The organism is Asanoa iriomotensis (assembly GCF_016862515.1).
GTDB lineage: Bacteria > Actinomycetota > Actinomycetes > Mycobacteriales > Micromonosporaceae > Asanoa > Asanoa iriomotensis.
Map to the genome: position 1 here is coordinate 14,598 of NZ_BONC01000017.1, position 19,355 is coordinate 33,952.

At 73.3% G+C, this 19,355-nt stretch carries 19 protein-coding genes; 15 read left to right on the plus strand and 4 right to left on the minus strand.

Annotated elements, in window-relative coordinates:
• Positions 1-5 precede the first annotated feature (5 nt).
• Positions 6-866: a S41 family peptidase gene (locus Air01nite_RS14150; protein WP_203702645.1), complete on the minus strand. Its 861-nt coding sequence runs from the start codon at positions 864-866 to the stop codon at positions 6-8.
• Between the two features lie 140 nt (positions 867-1,006).
• Between Air01nite_RS14150 and Air01nite_RS14155 the strand changes: the two genes are divergently transcribed.
• On the plus strand, positions 1,007-1,951 hold the full coding sequence (locus Air01nite_RS14155) for an NAD-dependent epimerase/dehydratase family protein (protein WP_203702646.1): 945 nt from the start codon (positions 1,007-1,009) through the stop codon (positions 1,949-1,951).
• Entirely contained in the window at positions 1,952-2,791 is an 840-nt protein-coding gene (locus tag Air01nite_RS14160; RefSeq protein WP_203702648.1) for an RNA polymerase sigma-70 factor, read from the plus strand. It begins immediately after the preceding gene.
• A 113-nt stretch (positions 2,792-2,904) separates the two neighbouring features.
• Here Air01nite_RS14160 and hypB read toward each other — a convergent pair whose 3' ends face one another.
• Positions 2,905-3,537, minus strand: coding sequence for a hydrogenase nickel incorporation protein HypB (gene hypB, locus Air01nite_RS14165; protein ID WP_239090709.1), 633 nt, complete (start codon positions 3,535-3,537; stop codon positions 2,905-2,907).
• 51 nt (positions 3,538-3,588) lie between these two features.
• Positions 3,589-3,918, minus strand: a complete 330-nt coding sequence (locus tag Air01nite_RS14170; protein ID WP_203702652.1) for a hydrogenase maturation nickel metallochaperone HypA/HybF — start codon at positions 3,916-3,918, stop codon at positions 3,589-3,591.
• Positions 3,919-4,037: 119 nt separating this feature from the next.
• On the opposite strand from Air01nite_RS14170, the gene Air01nite_RS14175 reads away from it, so the two are divergent.
• Genes Air01nite_RS14175 through Air01nite_RS14230 form a run of 13 tightly spaced genes read left to right on the plus strand, consistent with a single transcriptional unit; the run spans position 4,038 to position 16,352 of the window.
• On the plus strand, positions 4,038-5,093 hold the full coding sequence (locus Air01nite_RS14175) for an NADH-quinone oxidoreductase subunit B family protein (RefSeq protein WP_203702653.1): 1,056 nt from the start codon (positions 4,038-4,040) through the stop codon (positions 5,091-5,093).
• Between the two features lie 25 nt (positions 5,094-5,118).
• Positions 5,119-6,909, plus strand: coding sequence for a nickel-dependent hydrogenase large subunit (locus Air01nite_RS14180; RefSeq protein WP_203702654.1), 1,791 nt, complete (start codon positions 5,119-5,121; stop codon positions 6,907-6,909).
• Positions 6,906-7,463, plus strand: a complete 558-nt coding sequence (locus Air01nite_RS14185) for a NifU-related iron-sulfur-binding protein (RefSeq protein WP_203702655.1) — start codon at positions 6,906-6,908, stop codon at positions 7,461-7,463. Before Air01nite_RS14180 ends, Air01nite_RS14185 begins: the two co-directional genes overlap by 4 nt.
• Positions 7,460-8,086, plus strand: coding sequence for a DUF5947 family protein (locus Air01nite_RS14190; RefSeq protein WP_203702656.1), 627 nt, complete (start codon positions 7,460-7,462; stop codon positions 8,084-8,086). The genes Air01nite_RS14185 and Air01nite_RS14190 overlap by 4 nt, the downstream gene beginning before the upstream one ends.
• The gene (locus tag Air01nite_RS14195) at positions 8,083-8,718 is read left to right on the plus strand and encodes a DUF6084 family protein (protein ID WP_203702657.1); all 636 of its coding nucleotides are present in this window, start codon (positions 8,083-8,085) and stop codon (positions 8,716-8,718) included. The genes Air01nite_RS14190 and Air01nite_RS14195 overlap by 4 nt, the downstream gene beginning before the upstream one ends.
• A complete protein-coding gene (locus tag Air01nite_RS14200; RefSeq protein WP_203702659.1) occupies positions 8,715-10,085 on the plus strand; it encodes a hypothetical protein in 1,371 nt (456 codons plus the stop codon). Before Air01nite_RS14195 ends, Air01nite_RS14200 begins: the two co-directional genes overlap by 4 nt.
• The gene (locus Air01nite_RS41920) at positions 10,082-10,201 is read left to right on the plus strand and encodes a DUF6893 family small protein (protein ID WP_373310404.1); all 120 of its coding nucleotides are present in this window, start codon (positions 10,082-10,084) and stop codon (positions 10,199-10,201) included. The genes Air01nite_RS14200 and Air01nite_RS41920 overlap by 4 nt, the downstream gene beginning before the upstream one ends.
• Positions 10,198-10,671, plus strand: a complete 474-nt coding sequence (locus Air01nite_RS14205; protein ID WP_203702661.1) for a hydrogenase maturation protease — start codon at positions 10,198-10,200, stop codon at positions 10,669-10,671. Before Air01nite_RS41920 ends, Air01nite_RS14205 begins: the two co-directional genes overlap by 4 nt.
• Positions 10,672-10,673: 2 nt before the next feature.
• Positions 10,674-13,211 (plus strand): carbamoyltransferase HypF, encoded by a 2,538-nt coding sequence (hypF, locus tag Air01nite_RS14210; RefSeq protein ID WP_203702662.1) that lies wholly within the window; start codon positions 10,674-10,676, stop codon positions 13,209-13,211.
• A gap of 16 nt (positions 13,212-13,227) precedes the next feature.
• Positions 13,228-13,476 carry a HypC/HybG/HupF family hydrogenase formation chaperone gene (locus Air01nite_RS14215; protein WP_203702664.1) on the plus strand — a complete coding sequence of 83 codons (249 nt, stop codon included), beginning with the start codon at positions 13,228-13,230 and terminating at the stop codon, positions 13,474-13,476.
• Positions 13,473-14,579 (plus strand): hydrogenase formation protein HypD, encoded by a 1,107-nt coding sequence (gene hypD, locus Air01nite_RS14220; RefSeq protein WP_203702665.1) that lies wholly within the window; start codon positions 13,473-13,475, stop codon positions 14,577-14,579. Before Air01nite_RS14215 ends, hypD begins: the two co-directional genes overlap by 4 nt.
• A complete protein-coding gene (gene hypE / locus Air01nite_RS14225; RefSeq protein ID WP_239090711.1) occupies positions 14,576-15,631 on the plus strand; it encodes a hydrogenase expression/formation protein HypE in 1,056 nt (351 codons plus the stop codon). Before hypD ends, hypE begins: the two co-directional genes overlap by 4 nt.
• A 1-nt stretch (position 15,632) precedes the next feature.
• The gene (locus tag Air01nite_RS14230) at positions 15,633-16,352 is read left to right on the plus strand and encodes a DUF6390 family protein (protein ID WP_203702666.1); all 720 of its coding nucleotides are present in this window, start codon (positions 15,633-15,635) and stop codon (positions 16,350-16,352) included.
• Here the strand turns inward: Air01nite_RS14230 and Air01nite_RS14235 are convergent.
• Positions 16,319-19,336: an AfsR/SARP family transcriptional regulator gene (locus Air01nite_RS14235; RefSeq protein WP_203702667.1), complete on the minus strand. Its 3,018-nt coding sequence runs from the start codon at positions 19,334-19,336 to the stop codon at positions 16,319-16,321. The genes Air01nite_RS14230 and Air01nite_RS14235 overlap by 34 nt on opposite strands.
• Positions 19,337-19,355: the final 19 nt, after the last annotated feature.

Genomic DNA, 19,355 nt, shown 5'->3' on the forward strand with positions numbered 1-19,355 from the left:
TCAGGTCACGCCAACGCCAGCGCGGTGTCGAGTGCCTGTCCGGGCGGGCACGCCACGTCCGGCACCACCCCCGTGCCCTCCCAGTTCGCGCCGGTCACCGCGTCCACCACATGGGCGTGCGGCACATGGGCCAACACCGTTGGTGCGAGCCGGATCGGCAGGACGTGGTCCGCGGCGCCGGGGGTGGTCGAGCCGACCACCGTCACCCGTGCGTGGGCCTGGAGGTGGTAGGCGAGTGCCTCGCCCGACGAGAACGTGCCGGGACCGACCAGCACGTACGCGTCCTGGAGCAGCGCCGTGCCGCGCGGCCGCTCAGGCGTCCACCACGACCGCACCGATCCCCGGTCGACCACATCGGACAGTTTGACCGACCGGTCGCCGAGCAGCCACCCGGCGATCCACGCCACCGTTGCCGGCTCCCCGCCGCCGTTCCGGCGCAGGTCCAGCACCACCCGCCGCGCGCCGCGAAACAAGCCGAACGCCGCGTCCACATATGGCTGGGCGAGGCCGATCGGGTCCAGCCCGTCGATCCGCACCACCCCGGTGCCGCAGTCGAGCCGCGACACGCCCGACACGAACGCCGCGCGGCCGCGGATCACCTCAGGTGCCACCGGCGGCCACGAACCTGCCACGACGTCCGCCGGCGACGTGCCGTCCGGCTCGAAGATCAATGCCACGTGCCGCGAGAACGGCCACGCGGCTCGGGCGATCGCGTCGCAGTCCGCGGCCGTGACCGGCGCGCCGGAGCCGCCGAATCGGCCGCTCAGCTCCGCGACCAGCGCGTCCCGCCGATCATCGTCGGGCATCAGCTCCGACAGCCACCCCACGAGCCGTCCGACGACCGAACCAACGGTTGAAATGGTCACCCGCCGACCGTAGGCGAACGGCGCGGGCCCGCGCCTACGCCCAACGCGAACAGGGCGAACGCGGCATAATGTGACCTGGGTAACCGCCGTTCATAGCCGGCGGGGGCGTCTCGTCTCCTGTTGGAGAGGAAGGAGACGTCATGAAGATCTTCGTCGCCGGTGCGGCCGGCGCGATCGGCACCCCGCTCGTCGCCCAGCTCGTCGCCCGCGGCCACGAGGTGGTCGGCACGACCCGCAAACCCGACCGGACAGCCGCGCTGCGCCGGCTCGGTGCCGAACCGGTGATCATGGATGCGCTCGACCCCGACTCCGTCGCCGACGCGGTGGCCCGGGCCGAGCCTGAGGTGGTCGTGCACCAGCTCACCGCGCTCGGCGGCCCCGCGAGCTTTCGCAACGCGAAACGCATGGTCGCCGCGACCAACCGGCTCCGCACCGAGGGCACGGACCACCTGCTGGCCGCCGCCCGCGCCGCCGGTGTCCGCCGGTTCGTCGCGCAGAGCAACGGCGCCTGGATGCGGCGCGCCGGCGGCCCGGTCGCCGATGAGAGCGGCCTCCTCGAACCGCACCCGCCCAAAGGCGCCGAGCCGCTCGTCGGCGCGCTGCGCCACCTCGAGGACGCCGTGACCGGCATCGACTGGGCCGACGGCATCGCGATCCGGTACGGCGGCTTCTACGGACCCGGCACCGACTTCAGCGCCGACCCGGACGCGACGATCGCGAAGCTGATCCGCAAGCGCCGGGTCCCGGTCGTCGGCGGCGGCACGGGCGTGTGGTCGGTCGTACACGTCGACGATGCCGCGACCGCGACCGTCGCGATCATCGAGCGCGGCCGCCCGGGCATCTACCACGTCGGCGACGACGAGCCGGCGCCCGTACGCGAGCTGTTCCCGGCCCTGGCCCGGGCGCTCGGTGCCAAGCCGCCCCGCCGCGTGCCGGCCTGGCTCGTGCGACCCTTGGCGGGCGCGAGCGCCGTCGACATGATGACCCGGTCACGCGGGATCTCCAGCGAGAAGATCAAGAAAGAGCTGGGCTGGGCACCGAGGTACGCGAGTTGGCGCACCGGCTTCGTTGAGGGAATGAGCTAGATGTCCGAGGTGTACGCCGAGTTGCGCCCCCGCGCCTTCGCCATCGCGTACCGGATGCTGGGCAGTGTCAGCGAAGCCGAGGACATCGTGCAGGAGGCGTTCCTGCGCATGCACCAGACGGAGGAGATCACCTCGCCGCGCGCGTTCGTGGCGACGCTGGTCACCCGGCTGTCCATCGACCAGTTGCGGTCGGCCAGGGTCCGGCGCGAGAGGTACGTCGGTGAGTGGCTGCCCGAACCCGTCCTGTCCGAGCCGTCGCCGGCCGACCAGGCCGAGACCGCCGACTCACTGTCACTGGCGTTCCTCGTGCTGCTGGAGAGCCTGTCGCCCCGGCAACGGGCCGCGTTCCTGCTGCGCGAGGTCTTCGACTACCCGTACCCGGAGGTGGCCGAGATCGTCGGCACCGATGTGGACACCACCCGCCACCTGGTCGCCAAGGCGCGCCACCACGTCAAGGAGCGCCGCCCGCGCTACCCGGCCTCGCGGCAGCAGCGGCAGGAGTTGGCCGAGCGCTTCACCGCCGCCGCCAGCCGGGGCGACCTCGCGGCGCTGGAGGCGCTGCTGGCCGACGACGTCGCCCTGCACGCCGACGGCGGCGGCCGGGTGCCGGCGCTGGGCCGGGCGGTCGACGGCCGCCACCGGGTCGCCCGGACCATCGCGGTCGGCTTCCGCAAGATCGCCGAGCGCGGCCTCCGGGTGAAGATCGCCGAGGTCAACGGCCAGCCCGGCTTCGTGACGGTCGACGCCGACGACCGCCTGATCATGGTGATGGGCATGGACGTCGCCGACGGCCGGATCCGGGCGCTGCACTCGATCGTCAACCCCGACAAGCTGCCCTGACCCGGAGAGGGATCGATCGCGGCCTGGATGGCGTAGGGCCGCGCGGCTCGGGCCGCACCAGCGGCAGGCCTTCCGCGATCAGCTCTCGGTCCCAGCGCGACCGGTCCTGGTCGTCAGATCGCGGCGATCCACTCGTACCACGACGGCAGCCCGTCGCCGGTTGTCGCCGAGACCGTGAGCAGCGTCAGGTCCGGGTTGACCGCGCGGGCGTGCTTGGCGCACAGGTCCAGGTCGAAGTCGACGTACGGCAGCAGGTCGATCTTGTTGATCAGCACCAGGTCCGCCGCCGCGAACATGTAGGGGTACTTCAGCGGCTTGTCCGTGCCCTCGGTCACCGAGATGACCACCACCTTGCGCTGCTCGCCCAGGTCGAACATGGCCGGGCAGACCAGGTTGCCGACGTTCTCCACGAACACCACCGCACCCGCCGGCGGGTCCAGCCTGGACAGTGCCGAGCGCACCAGCGCCGCGTCCAGGTGGCAGCCGGCCCCGGTGTTGACCTGCACCGCGGGCGCGCCCGTGCGGCGCAGCCGCTCCGCGTCCAGCGACGTGGCCTGGTCGCCCTCGATGACCGCCGCCGGCCGCACGCGGGCCAGCGCGACCAGCGTCCGCTCCAGCAGCGTGGTCTTGCCGGAGCCGGGCGAGCTCATCAGGTTGAGCGCGATCGCGTCCCGCTTGCGCAGCCAGGCCCGGTTGTCCCGGGCGATGGCGTCGTTCTTGGCGAGCACGTTCTGTTCCAGAGACACATGCTCATGAGCGTGGTCACCGTCAGGGCAACCGCAGGTTCCGCACACCGCTCAACCCACCTCCATCGAGACGATCTTCAACTCGCGGCCGGCGAGCACCGAGACGTCGGCGCTGCCGCACGCGCACAGCAACACGGGGTCGGGCAGGTCGAACGACACGCCGCAGGCCCGACACGCCGCGCGGGCCGGTGTCACGTCGATCTCCAGGCGGGCGCCCTCGACGACGGTGCCGGCGGCGACGAGGTCGAAGCAGAACTCCAGAGACGCGGGCACGACGGCCGTCAGGGCTCCGACCTGCAGTCGGACCGCGTGCACCCGACGTGAACCCGCCCGCGAGAGGACCTCGTCCACGACGCTCTGCGTGATCGACAGCTCGTGCACGCCGCTCCTTGTTGACAATTGTCAGCGTTGCGCCTACTTGCGGCCTAGGTCCGATATTACGCTGAGCACCGAGCTAAGCACGTTCAGCGACGCCGGACGCGCTCGGAAAGGCGGACACCATGCCGACGCAAGAAGCGATCAAGGCCGAGGAAACCCTCATCCACGTTCTCTGGATCAACGCCGGGCTCAGCTGCGACGGCGACTCGGTGTCGCTGACCGCCGCGACCCAGCCGAGCATCGAGGAGATCGCCCTCGGCGCGCTGCCGGGCCTGCCCAAGGTCGCGGTCCACTGGCCACTGATCGACTTCGAGTGCGGCCCGAACGGCGGCGCCGACGACTTCCTCGAGTGGTTCTTCAAGGCCGACCGCGGCGAGCTCGACCCATTCGTGCTCGTCGTCGAGGGCTCGATCGCCAACGAGGAGCTCAAGAGCGAGGGCTACTGGACCGGCTTCGGCAACAACCCGGCGACCGACCAGCCGATCACGATGAGCGGCTGGCTCGACCGGCTCGCGCCGAAGGCGACCGCGATCGTGGCGACCGGCACCTGCGCGACGTACGGCGGCATCCACGCGATGGCCGGCAACCCGACCGGCGCGATGGGCGTGGCCGACTACCTCGGCTGGGACTGGAAGTCCAAGGCCGGCATCCCGATCGTCAACGTGCCCGGCTGCCCGATCCAGCCCGACAACATGTCGGAGACGCTGACGTACCTGCTCTACATGGCTACCGGTCAGGCGCCGATGATCCCGCTCGACGACGCGCTGCGGCCCACCTGGCTGTTCGGCGCGACCGTGCACGAGGGCTGTGACCGCGCCGGCTACTACGAGCAGAGCGACTTCGCGACCGAGTACGGCCAGCCCGAGTGCATCGTCAAGCTCGGCTGTTGGGGCCCGGCGGTGAAGTGCAACGTGCCCAAGCGCGGCTGGATGAACGGCCTGGGCGGCTGCCCGAACGTCGGCGGCATCTGCATCGGCTGCACCATGCCCGGCTTCCCCGACAAGTTCATGCCGTTCATGGACGAGCCGCCCGGCGCGAAGCTCTCCACGACCACCGGCGCCGCGTACGGCAAGACGATGCGCAGCCTGCGCAACATCACCACCCACACGCTCGACCGCGAGCCCAAGTGGCGCAAGCGCGGCCGCGAACTCACCACCGGCGCGAAGCGCACCTGGTGACCCGACGAGAGAGGCAGCCGAACCGATGACGGTGACGCAACCGCAACGCGCTTCCGGCGCGGGGACCGAGTCCCTTGTGGACATGGCGTGGGACCCGATCACCCGCATCGTGGGTAGCCTGGGTATCTACACCAAGATCGATTTCAACCAGCGGGTGGTCGCGGAGTGCCACAGCACCAGCTCGATCTTCCGCGGGTACTCGATCTTCATGCGCGGCAAGGACCCGCGGGACGCCCACTTCATCACCAGCCGGATCTGCGGCATCTGCGGCGACAACCACGCGACCTGCTCCTGTTACACGCAGAACATGGCGTACAAGGTGAAGCCGCCGGCGATCGGTGAGTGGATCGTCAACCTCGGTGAGGCCGCCGAGTACATGTTCGACCACAACATCTTCCAGGAGAACCTGGTCGGGGTCGACTACTGCGAGAAGATGGTCGCCGAGACCAACCCGGGCGTGCTCGAGCAGGCCAACCGCACCGATGCGCCCAACGCGGGTGCGCACGGCTACCGCACCATCGGCGACATCATGCGCGCGCTCAACCCGTTCACGGGCGACCACTACCGCGAGGCGCTGCAGGTCAGCCGGATGACCCGCGAGATGTTCTGCCTGATGGAAGGACGCCACGTCCATCCGTCCACGTTGTACCCCGGCGGTGTCGGCACGGTCGCGACCGTCCAGCTCATGACCGACTACATGAGCCGGCTCATGCGCTACGTCGAGTTCATGAAGAAGGTCGTGCCGATGCACGACGACCTCTTCAACTTCTTCTACCAGGCGCTGCCCGGCTACGAGATGGTCGGCAACCGGCGGATCATGCTCGGCTGCTGGGGTTCGTTCCAGGACCCGGAGCACTGCAACTTCGAGTACAAGGACATGACCGACTGGGGTCGCAAGATGTACGTGACCCCCGGCATCGTCGTCGACGGCAAGCTGGTCACCACCGACCTCGTCCGGATCAACCTCGGCATCCGCATCCTGCTCGGCTCGTCCTACTACCAGGACTGGGAAGGCCAGGAGATGTTCGTGACCGAGGACCCGCTGGGCAACCCGGTCGACAAGCGGCACCCCTGGAACCAGCACACCAACCCGCAGCCGCAGAAGCGCGACCTCGACGGCAACTACAGCTGGGTGATGTCGCCGCGCTGGTTCGACGGCAAGGACTACCTGGCCCTGGACACCGGCGGCGGCCCGCTGGCCCGGCTCTGGTCGACCGCGCTGGCCGGCCTGGTCGACATCGGCTACGTGCAGTCCACCGGGCGCAGCGTGAAGATCAACCTCCCGAAGACCGCGCTGAAGGGCCCGGTCGAGCTGGAGTGGCACATTCCCCAGTGGAGCAACACGCTGGAGCGCAACCGGGCCCGCACCTACTTCCAGGCGTACGCGGCCGCCTGTGCGCTGCACTTCGCCGAGCAGGCGCTGGGCGAGATCCGCGCCGGGCGGACCAAGACCTGGGAGAAGTTCGACGTGCCGAAGGACAGCATCGGCTGCGGCTTCACCGAGGCGGTGCGCGGTGTGCTCTCGCACCACATGGTGATCCGGGACGGGAAGATCGCCAACTACCACCCGTACCCGCCGACCCCGTGGAACGCGAGCCCCCGGGACAGCTTCGGCACTCCCGGCCCCTACGAGGACGCGGTGCAGGGTCAGCCGATCTTCGAGGAGAACGACCGGGAGCACTTCAAGGGCATCGACATCATGCGTACGGTCCGCAGCTTCGACCCCTGCCTGCCCTGTGGCGTGCACATGTACCTGGGCAACGGCAAGAAGCTCGAGATGCTGCACTCGCCGACGCAGACGGCCGGCATCGAGTGACCACTGTAGACACCAAGGCTCCGGCCGCCGCCGACTGGCGCGCGGCCGGAGACCGCATCGAGGCACTGATCACGGCGAGCGCGGCCGGCGGGGCGGTGGCCCGGGACCGGGCCGAGGAGCTCGTCCGGCTGGTCGTCGACCTCTACGGTGCCGGCCTGGAACGCCTGCTGGAGTTGCTGCACGAGCGCGGCGCGCTCGGCGACGACGTGCTCGACGCCCTCGCCGGCGACGAGCTGGTCGCCAGCCTGCTGCTCGTGCACGGCCTGCACCCGGAGAGTGCGTCGACCCGCGTGGCGAAGGCGCTGGCGGCGGCCGCCCCCGGTGGCGAGGCCGCGCTCATCGACATCACACCCGAGGGCATCGCCCGGGTACGCCTGACCGCCAGCGGCTGCTCGTCGGCACCCTTGAAGGCGGCCGTGGAGTCCGCGGTCGCCGACGCCGCACCCGAGGTCGTGACCATCGAGGTGCTCGCCGGCGACCCGGCCGCCGGACCGATCATCCCGGTCGGCTCGCTGTTCAGCCGGGTCGGCCCGGCGCACGCGGAGACGCCGTGACCCAGCCGCTCGGCGCGCTGCGCCGGATCAGCCGGGACCGGCCCGCACCGCGGGTCGCGGGGGAGCGCTGCGAGATGTGCGCCCAGCCCGTGCCCGGAGCGCACGGCCACGTCGTGCACCTCGAGGGTCGCGCGCTGATGTGCACATGCCGGGCCTGCTACCTGCTGTTCTCCGGCGACGGTGACCAGCGCTACCGGGCCGTGCCGGACCGCTACCTGAGCTTTCCGAACGTCTCCGCCGACGGCCCGGCGTTCGACGCCCTGGACATCCCGGTCGGGCTGGTTTTCCTCTTCTACAACTCGGTGCAGGACCGGCTGGTCGGGTTCTACCCCGGCCCGGCCGGCGCGACCGAGTCGGAGCTGCCGCTGGACGCCTGGGCCGGCGTGCTCGCCGCCCACCCCGAGCTGGCCACGCTGCGGCCCGACGTGGAGGCCCTGCTGGTGCGCCGCACGACGCCCGGTGCCGCCCACTCCGGCTCGTGCCACCTCGTGCCGATCGACGTCTGCTACGAGCTCGTCGGCACGCTGCGCCAGGGCTGGCGTGGCTTCGACGGCGGCACCGAGGCGCGGGCCGCGGTGGCCGACTTCTTCACCCGGGTGCAGGAGCGGAGCGTCGACGGATGACCCTGCTCTTCGCCGTCCGCGACATCGTCGCCGAGCCGCACGCCGTGACCCCGCAGCTGACCGCCAAGCTGCGGATCGACGACGACGCCGGCCGCCGGGTGCACGCGATGACGCTGCGCTGCCAGGTGCGGGTCGAGCCGCAGCGGCGCGGGTACGACCCCGCCGAGGGCGAGGCGCTGCGCGGGCTGTTCGGCGGGCGGGAGCGGTGGACCGACACCGTGCGCCCGTTCCCGTGGCTGCGCTGCGACACCACCGTGCCGGGCTTCGCCGGCGGCACCGAGGTCGACCTGGCGCTGCCGTGCACGTACGACCTCGACGTGGTCGGCACCAGCTATCTGCACGCCCTGACCGACGGCACGGTCCCGCTCTCGTTCCTGTTCTCCGGCACCGTGTTCGTGCCCGGCGGGACCGGCTTCGCGGTGGAGCCGGTGCCCTGGGACCGGACCGCCGCCTACGACCTGCCGGTCGCGGTCTGGCGGGACATGATCGAGCAGTACTTCCCCGGCACCGGCTGGCTCCGCCTCGACCGCGAGGTGCTCGACGCCCTCGCCGCCCTCCGCGCCCGGCAGGGCCACGTGAGCTGGGAAGAGACCATTCGTTCGCTGCTGCCCGCCGACGAGGTGGTCGCATGAGTCTCGAGGCCGTCCGTGCGGTCGCCGACGCGGTGCTCTACGAGGGCTACCTGCTCTATCCCTACCGCGCCAGCTCCGGGAAGAACCGGTCGCGCTGGCAGTTCGGGGTGCTCGGACCGCCCGGCGCCGCCGAGCGCGGCCTGGGCGAGGAGTCCGGGATGGCGATGCAGTGCCTGCTGACCGGCGACGCCCACGACGGCACGGTCGACGTGCACCTGCGCTTCCTGCAGCTCCAGGTGCGGCAGGCGCAGCGCCGGGTCGGCGACGGGACGTTCGTCGACGTCGAGGCGCTCCACGCGGCCGGACAGACCGTGCTCACCTGGGACGAGGCCGTCGAGCGGGAGGCCGTCTTCGCGGCGCAGGAGATCGGCCCGGACGCCGAGCTGCGGGTCGAGATCTCCGGCGGCGCCGACGTCGAGCCGCTGCTGGACGAGCTCGGCACCGAGGTCGGGCGGGTCGTCCGGCGGCGCTGGCCCGTCCGCGCCCACGTCCGGCTCGCCGCGGCGGTCGACGACGGCCAGACCAGGCTGACCGTTGCCGTCGAGAACGCGTACGACGGCCCGGTGTCCACGAAGGACGACGCCGTACGCAGCTCACTGCTCGGTGCGCACCTCGTGCTCAAAGCCAACCGCGCCGGCTTCGTCTCGGTGATCGACCCGCCGGACGCCGCCGCCGGCGCCGCCGCCCGGTGCGCCCAGCACCGCTGCTGGCCGGTGCTGGCCGGGCCGGCCGGCACGACCGACCTCGTGCTCGGCTCGCCGATCATCCTCTACGACCACCCCGAGGTGGCCGAGGAGAGCCCGGGCGCGCTGTTCGACGCGACCGAGATCGACGAGATCCTGGTGCTGCGGATCATGACGATGACCGAGGCGGAGAAGGCCGAGGCCAGGGCCACGGACCCGCAGGTCGCCGCCATCATCGACCGGTGCGACGGGCTCACCCCCGAAGAGCTGCAACGCCTGCACGGCGTGTTCCGGGACCCGGCGCCGCGCGACCTCCGCAACGTCGAACCCCCGACGTTCGAGACCGGGGGAATGCCGTGGTGGGACCCCGCGGCGGATGCCGCCGTCTCGCCCGAGACCGACTCGGTCGTCGTGGACGGCGTCCGCGTGGGCAAGGGCAGCATCGTGCGGGTACACCCGCGCCGCCGGGCCGACGCGCAGGACCTGTTCTTCGCCGGCCAGCTCGCCCGGGTCACCGCCGTGCTGTCCGACGTGGACGGTGGCACGCACGTGGCCCTGGTGCTCGTCGACGACCCCGCGGCCGACCTGCACGACTGGTACGGCCGCTACTTCTACTTCGCGCCGGACGAGATCTCACCCGCCGGTGACGAGGAACCCATCCAGAGAGAGGAGAGCCGGTCATGAGAAGGCTCGGCATGGTGACGGCGGGCGTCGGTGCCGCGGTGGCGCTGGCAGCCCTGGTGCTGACCGTCCGGTCCGTACCCGACATCCGGCGGTACCTGAAGATCCGCTCGATGTGACCGTTCTGATAGCGGGGATCGGCAACGTGTTCCTGGGCGACGACGGGTTCGGCCCGGCCGTCGCCCAAGCGCTGGTCGAGCGGGGTGACCTGCCCGACCACGTCCGCGTGGTCGACTACGGCATCCGCGGCCTGCACCTGGCCTACGACCTGGTCGACGGCGTCGAAGCCCTGATCCTGGTCGACGCGCTGCCCGGCGACGCCGCGCCGGGCACCGTCACCGTCCTCGAAGTGAGCACCGGCGACCTGCCCGGCGGCGCCGGCCTCGACGCGCACGCCATGGACCCGGCCACCGTGCTGGCCACGCTGCACCGCCTCGGCGGCACCCTGCCACGCACCTATGTGGTCGGTTGCCGCCCGACCAACCTGGACGAGGATCTCGGCCTCAGCCCCGCCGTCGCCGCCGCCGTGCCCGAAGCGGTCGCCGCCGTCGACGTCCTGCTCGGCAAGCTCACCACCGGAGGGACCTGACAATGTGCCTGGGCATCCCGGGACAGGTCGTCGAGATCGTGCCCGGGTACGAGGGCCAGCTCGCCCTGGTCGACGTCGAGGGCGCCGCCCGCCGGGTGAACGTCGGCATGCTGGACGCCCAACCGGCGCCGGGCGCCTGGGTGCTCATCCACATGGGCTTCGCGGTCGAGCTGATCGACGCGGACCGCGCCCGCGGCGCCCTGGAAGGCCTGGAGCTGATGGGCCGGGGCCGTGATGAGGACCAGCGCGTCCGCCGCCGCTACGCGGTGACCGGCGTCGTGCAGGGCGTGGGCTTCCGCCCGTTCGTGTACGCGACCGCGACCGCGCTGGCCCTGACGGGCCAGGTTTCCAACACCGCGACCGGTGTCACGATCGAGGTCGAGGGCACCCCGGACGCGCTCGACACGTTCGCCCGTCGCCTGCGCACCGAACCCCCGCCGCTGGCCGTGGTCGAGACCGTCACCGAGTCCACCATGGACCCCGTCGGCGGCACCGGCTTCACCATCGAGGAGTCCGGCCCTGCCGGCCGCTCCCGCACCCTGGCCTCGCCCGACGTGGCCACCTGCGCCGACTGCCGGGCCGAGCTGCGCGACCCGGAGAACCGCCGCCACCGGCACCCGTTCATCACCTGCGTCAACTGCGGCCCGCGGCTGACCATCATCACCGCGCTCCCGTACGACCGGGAGACCACCACGATGGCCGGCTTCCCGATGTGCGACGCCTGCCGCCAGGAGTACGAGGATCCGGCCGACCGCCGCTTCCACGCCCAGCCGATCGCCTGCCCCGACTGCGGCCCCCGGATCGAGCTGGTCACCGGCGACCCGGGCCGGCACGCGTGGCCGCCCGTGCACGGCGAGACCGCCCTGCGCACCGCCCGCGAGCTGCTGGCGCAGGGCCGGATCGTCGCGGTGAAGGGCCTCGGCGGCTACCACCTCGCCTGCGACGCCCGCGACCCCCACGCCGTCGCGGAGCTGCGCCGCCGCAAGCGCCGCGGCGGCAAGCCGTTCGCGGTGATGGTCGCCGACCTGGCCACCGCCCGCCGGGTCGCGGTGCTCACCGCCGACGAGGAGCACCTGCTCGCCGGCGCGCAACGCCCGATCGTGCTGGCGCCAAAACGTGAGGCGCTGGCCGACGAGGTGGCGCCCGGCAACCCGGACCTCGGCGTGATGCTGCCCTACACGCCGCTGCACGAGCTGCTCTTCGGCCTCGACGGCGACCCGCCGATGACCGACGCCCTGGTGCTCACCTCCGGCAACGTGGCCGGCGAGCCGATCGTCACCGACGACGCGGACGCGCTGCGCCGGCTGGCCGGGCTGGCCGACGCCTGGCTGCGCCACGACCGGCCGATCCACGTGCCCTGCGACGACTCGGTCACCCGCACGGTGGCCGGCGCGCCGTTGCCGGTGCGGCGGTCCCGGGGCTACGCGCCGCTGCCGGTCGCCCTGCCGTTCGACGTGCCGCCGTCGCTGGCCGCCGGTGCCGACCTGAAGAACGCCTGCGCGGTCGCCGAGGGCCGCTACGCCTGGCTCAGCCCGCACGTGGGCGACATGGACGACCGGCGCACCGTCGACGCGCTGACCTCCGTCGCGAACCAGATCGAGGACCTCACCGGCGTACGCCCGGCGCGGCTGGTCGCCGACGCGCACCCGGACTACCGGAGCACGCGGTGGGCGCTGGAGCGCGCCGCCGGCCGCCCGGTGCACCGGGTCCAGCACCACCACGCGCACATCGCCGCCGTCATGGGCGAGCACGGCATCGGCGCCGGGGAGCAGGTGATCGGCGTCGCCTTCGACGGCACCGGCTACGGCACCGACGGCGCGGTCTGGGGCGGCGAGGTGCTGCTCTGCGGCTACAAGGCGGCGGAGCGCTTCGCACACCTCGGCTACGTGCCGCTGGCCGGTGGGGACGCGAGCGTGCTGCGCCCCTACCGGATGGCGCTCGCGCACCTGCGGCACGCCGGCATCGACTGGGCCGACGACGTGCCGGCGGTGGCGGCCTGCCCGCAGGCCGAGCGGGACGTGCTGGCGCACCAGCTCGACACGGCGTTCGGCAGCGTGCCGACGTCCAGCATGGGCCGGCTGTTCGACGCGGTGGCCTCGCTGGTCGGCGTCAAGCACGAGGTCGACTACGAGGCCGAGGCCGCCATCGTGCTGGAAGGGCTCGCCCGGTCGCACGGGCCGGTCGGTCGCGCGTACCCGATCGGCGTGCACGACACCGACGGGCCGCTGGTAGCCGACCCGGCCGAGCTGGTCCGGGCCGTGGTCGCCGACGTGCGTGCCGGCGCGCCGGCCGCGGAGGTCGCGGCGGTCTTCCACGCCACCGTCGCCGCGCTGGTCGCGGACCTGGCCGGCCGCGCCCGCGACCGGACCGGCCTGCGGACCGTTGCGCTTGGTGGCGGGGTTTTCCAGAACGCGGTCCTGCTCGACGCGGCCGACCGGCTGCTGTCCGACCGGGGCTTCACCGTGCTGCGCCCGAGCCTGCTGCCGCCGAACGACGGCGGCATCGCGCTTGGCCAGTTGCTGATCGCCGCCGCTTCGTAGGAAGGGGAACCACACCGTGTGTCTGGCAGTACCCGGACAGGTCATGAGCATCGCCGAACGGGACGGGACGTTGATGGCCGACGTCGACTTCGGCGGCGTACGCAAGGACGTGTGCCTGCAGTACGTCCCGGACGCGGCCGTCGGCGAGTACGTCGTCGTGCACGTCGGCTTCGCGATCCAGCGGCTCGACGAGGACTCCGCGAAGCAGACCCTCGCCAACTTCGAACAACTGGGCATTCTCGAGGAGGAGTTCGGGGCGAAATGAAGTATCTCGACGAGTTCAGCGACCCGGCGCTGGCGCGCCGGCTCCTCGACGCGATCCACGCGGCCACCACGCGGCCCTGGGCGATGATGGAGGTCTGCGGCGGGCAGACCCACTCGATCATCCGGCACGGCATCGACCAGCTCCTGCCCGAGGGCATCGAGCTGATCCACGGGCCGGGCTGCCCGGTCTGCGTGACGCCGCTGGAGACCATCGACAAGGCGCTGGCCATCGCGTCAGCACCCGACGTCATCTTCTGCTCGTTCGGCGACATGCTGCGCGTGCCGGGCAGCGGCCGCGACCTGTTCACCGTCAAGAGCGAAGGCGCGGACGTGCGGGTGGTCTACTCGCCGCTCGACGCGCTGGAGCTGGCCCGGCAGCACCCCGACCGGCAGGTGGTGTTCTTCGGGATCGGCTTCGAGACCACGGCACCGGCGAACGCGATGACCGTGCACCAGGCCCGGCGGCTGGGCATCCGCAACTTCTCGCTGCTGGTCTCGCACGTGCTCGTGCCGCCGGCGATCGCGGCCATCATGGAGTCGCCGAGCTGCCGCGTGCAGGCGTTTCTGGCGGCCGGGCACGTCTGCAGCGTGATGGGCACCGAACAGTACCCGGCGCTCGCGGCGAAGTACCGCGTGCCGATCGTCGTCACGGGGTTCGAGCCCCTCGACATCCTGGAGGGCATCCGGCAGACGGTCGTGCAGCTGGAAGCCGGGCGGCACGAGCTGGCCAACGCCTACCCGCGGGTGGTGCCGGCCGAGGGCAACGTGCCGGCGCGGGCGATGCTCGAGGACGTCTTCGAGGTCGCCGACCGCACCTGGCGGGGCATCGGCACGATCCCGGCCAGCGGCTGGCGGCTCTCGGCGCGCTACCGGGAGTTCGACGCCGAGGAGCGGTTCGCGGTCGGCGAGATCCGCACCGACGAGTCGCCGCTGTGCCGGGCGGGCGAGGTGCTCCAGGGGCACATCAAGCCGCACGAGTGTGCCGCGTTCGGCAAGGAGTGCACGCCGCGCAACCCGCTGGGCGCCACGATGGTGTCCTCCGAGGGTGCGTGCGCGGCCTACTACGCGTACCGGCGGCTCGATCTCGTGGAGGTCGGCGGGTGACCACTGTGGACCTTTCCGCGTGGTCGTGCCCGGTGCCGCTGCGGGACACCCCGGCGGTGGTGATGGGGCACGGCGGTGGCGGTGCGATGTCGGCCGAGCTGGTGGAGCAGCTGTTCCTGCCGGCCTTCGGCGCCGCGGGCGCGGCCGACCTCGGCGACTCGGCGGTGGTCGAGGCCGGCGGGGCACGGCTCGCGTTCTCGACCGACTCGTACGTGGTCAAGCCGATGTTCTTCCCCGGCGGCTCGATCGGCGACCTCGCGGTCAACGGCACCGTCAACGACCTGGCCATGTCGGGCGCGACGCCGCTGTTCCTGTCGACCGCGTTCATCCTGCAGGAGGGCACCGAGCTCGCCGTGCTGGGCCGGATCGCGCAGGCGATGGGCCTGGCCGCGGCCGCCGCGGGCGTCAAGCTGGTCACCGGCGACACCAAGGTGGTCGACAGCGCCAGCGGCGACGGGGTGTTCGTCAACACCGCCGGCATCGGCCTGGTCGCGCCGGGCGTCGAGATCGGCCCGCGGCGTGCCCGGCCGGGCGACGTGGTGCTGGTCAGCGGCGACATCGGCGCGCACGGGATCGCGGTCATGAGCGGCCGCGAGGGGCTGACGTTCGGCACGTCCGTGCTCAGCGACACCGCGCCGCTGGCCGGCCTGGTCGCGGCGATGCTGCGCACCGGCGGCGACGTGCGGGTGCTGCGGGACCCGACCCGCGGCGGCGTGGCGGCCTCGCTCAACGAGATCGCCCGGGCCTCGCAGGTCGGTGTGTCGCTCGTGGAGCGGGACCTGCCGGTGCCCGACGCGGTGCGGGACGCGTGCAGCCTGCTCGGGCTCGACCCGTTGCAGGTGGCCAACGAGGGCAAGCTGGTGGCGGTGGTCGACCCGGCGTCGGCGGACCCGGTGCTGGCGGCGATGCGCGCGCACCCGTTCGGCGCGGGCGCCCGGGTGATCGGCGCGTGCGTGGCCGAGCATCCCGGCACGGTCGTCGCGCGCACCGCGCTGGGCGGCAACCGGGTGATCAGCCTGCCGATCGGCGAGCAGCTACCCCGGATCTGCTGACGTGTCGGCCGAGGGCGCGCTGATGTTCGCGCGGTACGCGTACCCGCCGAACGCCCTGGGCTACTGCGGTCCGGCGGGGGCCGAGGCGATGCTGCGCGGCGACGCCACCGCGGACATCGCCCGCCGCGCCCGCCGGTTCGAGGGCGCGTGGTCCTATCTGGAGTTCCTCGCGTCCACGGCGGGCACGCCGGACCCGCTCGACGAGCGGGTGGTGGAGGCCTACTGGGTGGGCGGCGACCTGTTGGCCGGCGTCTCGTCGGAGTCGCTGGTGTCGTTCCTGACGACCCGGTTCGCCGGCCAGTCGGGCGGCACCTGGCAGTCCGCGACCGACCGCGCGCTGCCGCACCACACGTTCCAGGTGTTCGAGGTCTACCCGTGGGCGGGCCTCCTGGCCACCACCGGCCACCCGCAGGCCCTGTCGGTGCTCGACCAGTGCCGCATCCGCACCGGCGTGGTGACCGCCGTGTCGGGGGAGACCGCCACCGTCGAGTCGCGCCCGTTGCTCGCCGGCCCGGCCGGCGGGCTGGTGCCGGGCGCGCCGCACCGCGAGACGGTGCGGTGGTCGGTGGAGGGCTGGTCGCTGCTGCCGGGGCTGTCCGCCGGCGACCGGGTGGCGCTGCACTGGAACTGGGTCTGCGACATCATCACCCCCGACCAGGCGGCCCGGATCGAGACCCTGGAGGCCCGCTACCACTCGTCGCTGCGGACGCCCTCGGCATAGGCGGCGTCGAACGCGGCGCGGCCGAGTGCGGCTGCCGCGGCCGTCTCGGTCCGCAGCAGGTCGGCCCGGTGCGCCGGGGGTGGCGGGACGCCGGCCGGCCCCTGCGCCGACGCCGCGCCGAGCAGGCGGGCCGCGCTCTCGAACCGGTCGTCCGCCGCCGCGGCCGCGGCCAGGCCGCTCAGCGCGAGCGCCACGTCCTGCGTGGCGCCCAGCGCGCGGGCGGCGGCGAGGGCCGCGCGGTGGTGGGTGACCGCCGCTGCCGGGTCACCGCGGAGAACCTCTACGTGGCCGAGCTCGACGAGCGCGCTCGGCAGGTAGAGGGGCTGGCCGCCCTCGGCCTCGGTGCGCGCGGCCGAGTCGAGCAGCCAGCGCAGGTGGGTGGTGGCGGCGTCGAGGTCACCGGCCCGGCGGGCGGCGAACGCCAGGCCCATGGTGGCGAAGACCGCCAGCAGCGGCGCGCCCTGTTCCCGCGCCAACGCCAGCGCCTCGGTGCAGCGCGCGCTGGCCGTGGTGTGGTCGCCGCGTTCCATGGCGATCCAGCCGAGCCAACCTAGCCGTCCCGAGACGTCGGCCCAGAGGCCCAGCTCGCGGGCGACCGCGAGGCCCTCGGTGTGCAGCCGGGCGGCCGCGTCGTGGTCGCCGGTCATGGCGGCGTGCGCGCCCAGCCACTCCGTGGCCTGCAACAGGCCCCACCGGTCGCCCAGCTCGCGGAAGAGCGCGGCGCTGCGGTCGCCGTCGCGGGCGAGCGCGCCGGCGTCGCCGCGGACGTGGGCCAGCTTGGCGGTCAGGCTGAGCGTCGCGGCCGTGCCCCAGCGGTCGTCGCGGAACGCGTCCAGGAGCCGGGCGAGCAGCTTCCCCGTTGCCTCGACGTCGCCGAGGTCGATCTCCGCGTACGCCAGGAACCACTCGGCGTGGGCCCGCTCGGCCGGGTCGTGGATCGCGTCGACCGCGGCGGCGTGCCGGGCCGGCCGGTCGGCGACGTCGCCGAGCAGGAACGAGAAGCCGGTGAGCCACGCGTTCGCGCGGGGGTCCGGCGCCGCGTCGAGCGCGGCCCGCAGGGCGCGGCTGCCCTCGCCGAGCCGGCCGCGCAGGAACCAGTGCCAGGCCAGCGCGCGGACCAGCCGGATCGCCCGGGCCGGGTCGCGCCGGGGGTCGAGGGCGGCGCGCAGGTTGGCCGACTCGGCGTCCAGGACCCGCAACCAGTCGGCCTGGTCCGGGCCGCGCAGCCGGGCTTCGGCCCGCTCGGCCAGGACGGTGTAGTAGTCGCGGTGCCGCGCCCGCGTCGCGTCGAGGTCGCCGGCCTCGCCCATCCGCTCGACACAGAAGGCGGACACGGACTCCAGGAGCCGGTAGCGGCCTCGTCCGGTGCGCACGACCAACGACCGGTCGAGCAGGCGGGCCACCATCTCGGCGACGTCGGTGCGGGCCACGTCGCCGGCGGCGCAGACGGCCTCGGCGGCCTCCATCGTGCAACCGTCCGCGTGTGCGGCCAGGCGGCGCAGCACGATCCGCTCCGGCGCGGTCAGCAGCCGCCAGCTCCAGTCCACGGTGGCCAGCAGGGTCTGCTGCCGGGCCGGCACGCCCCGCTGCCCTGCGGCCAGCAGCCGGAAACGGTCGTCGAGGCCGGCGACCAGCCTGTCCAGGCCGAGCGCCCGGACCCGGGTGGCCGCCAGCTCCAGCGCCAGCGGGAGGCCGTCGAGCCGCCGGCACAGCAGGGCCACCTGGTCCGCGTTGGCGGCGTCGAGCGCGAAGCCGCGGTCCGCCGCGGCGGCGCGGGCCACGAAGAGCTGGGCGGCGCCGGCGGCTTCGAGCGGCGACACCGGCCAGACCACCTCGCCGGCCAGCCCGAGCGGCTCGCGGCTGGTGGCCAGGACGTGTGACCCGGGCGCCGCCCGGAGCAGCCCGGCGACCAGGTCGGCGGCGGCGTCGATCACGTGCTCGCAGTTGTCGAGCACCAGCAGCATCCGCCGGGCCCGCAAGGCGGCGAACCGGTCGGCGCCGCCCGTGTCGCGCAGCCCGAGCGTGCTGGCGAGCGTGTCGCTGACCGCGTCCGCCTCGACGCCGGCCAGCTCGACCAGCCAGACACCGTCCGGAAAGGACGGTCCCAGGGCGCCGGCCACCTCGATCGCCAGCCGGGTCTTGCCCACGCCGCCCGGGCCGGTCAGGCAGACCAGCCGCTGCGCCGGCAGGAGCGCGGTCAGCTCTCCGACGGCCTCGGCACGGCCGAACAGCTCGCCGAGCGGCGCGGGCAGGTTGGTGTGCGGCGGTGCCAGGTCGAGGCTCGGATCCTGGGCGAGGATCGCGCGGTGCAACGCGGCCAGCTCCGGGCCCGGGTCGAGGCCGAGCTCGTCGGCGAGCCGCTGCCGCAGGTCGGCGTAGCTGTCGAGGGCCTCCGCCTGCCGTCCCGCCCGGTAGAGCGCCAGCATCCACAGCCCGCGGGTGCGCTCCCGGAGCGGATCGCGCGCGACGAGGTCGGCCAGCTCGCCGGCCACGGCCGTGTGCTGCCCGAGCGCGAGCCGCCGCTCCGCCCGGTCGTCGAGCGCGGTGAGCCGCCGCTCGTCAAGCCGGACGACCGCCGCCCGGGCGAACTCGGCGTCCGCGAATCCGGCGTACGCGGGGCCGCGCCAGAGCGCGAGCGCGTCGTCGAGCCGGTCGGCGTCGAGCAGCTCCTCGAACTCGACGGCGTCGATCGCCCGGCTGCGCAGGAGGAAGCCGGCCGGGCCCGACTCGACCAGCGCGCGGGCGCCGGGCTCGGCGTCGTCGAGCGCCCGGCGGAGCTGCGACACCTTCACCGCGAGCGCCGCGGCCGGGTTGCCGGGCAGGTCGCCGCCCCACAGGTCGTCGACCAGGCGGTCCGCCGACACGGGCTGCCCCGCGCGGGCCACCAGCGCGGCGAGCAGCGCGCGCACCTTCGCACCGGGGATGGGGACCGTCGCCCCGTCCGCCGCCCACACCGTGAGCGGCCCGAGCACCCCGAAACGCATGCCCGCCAGCCTAAGCCCG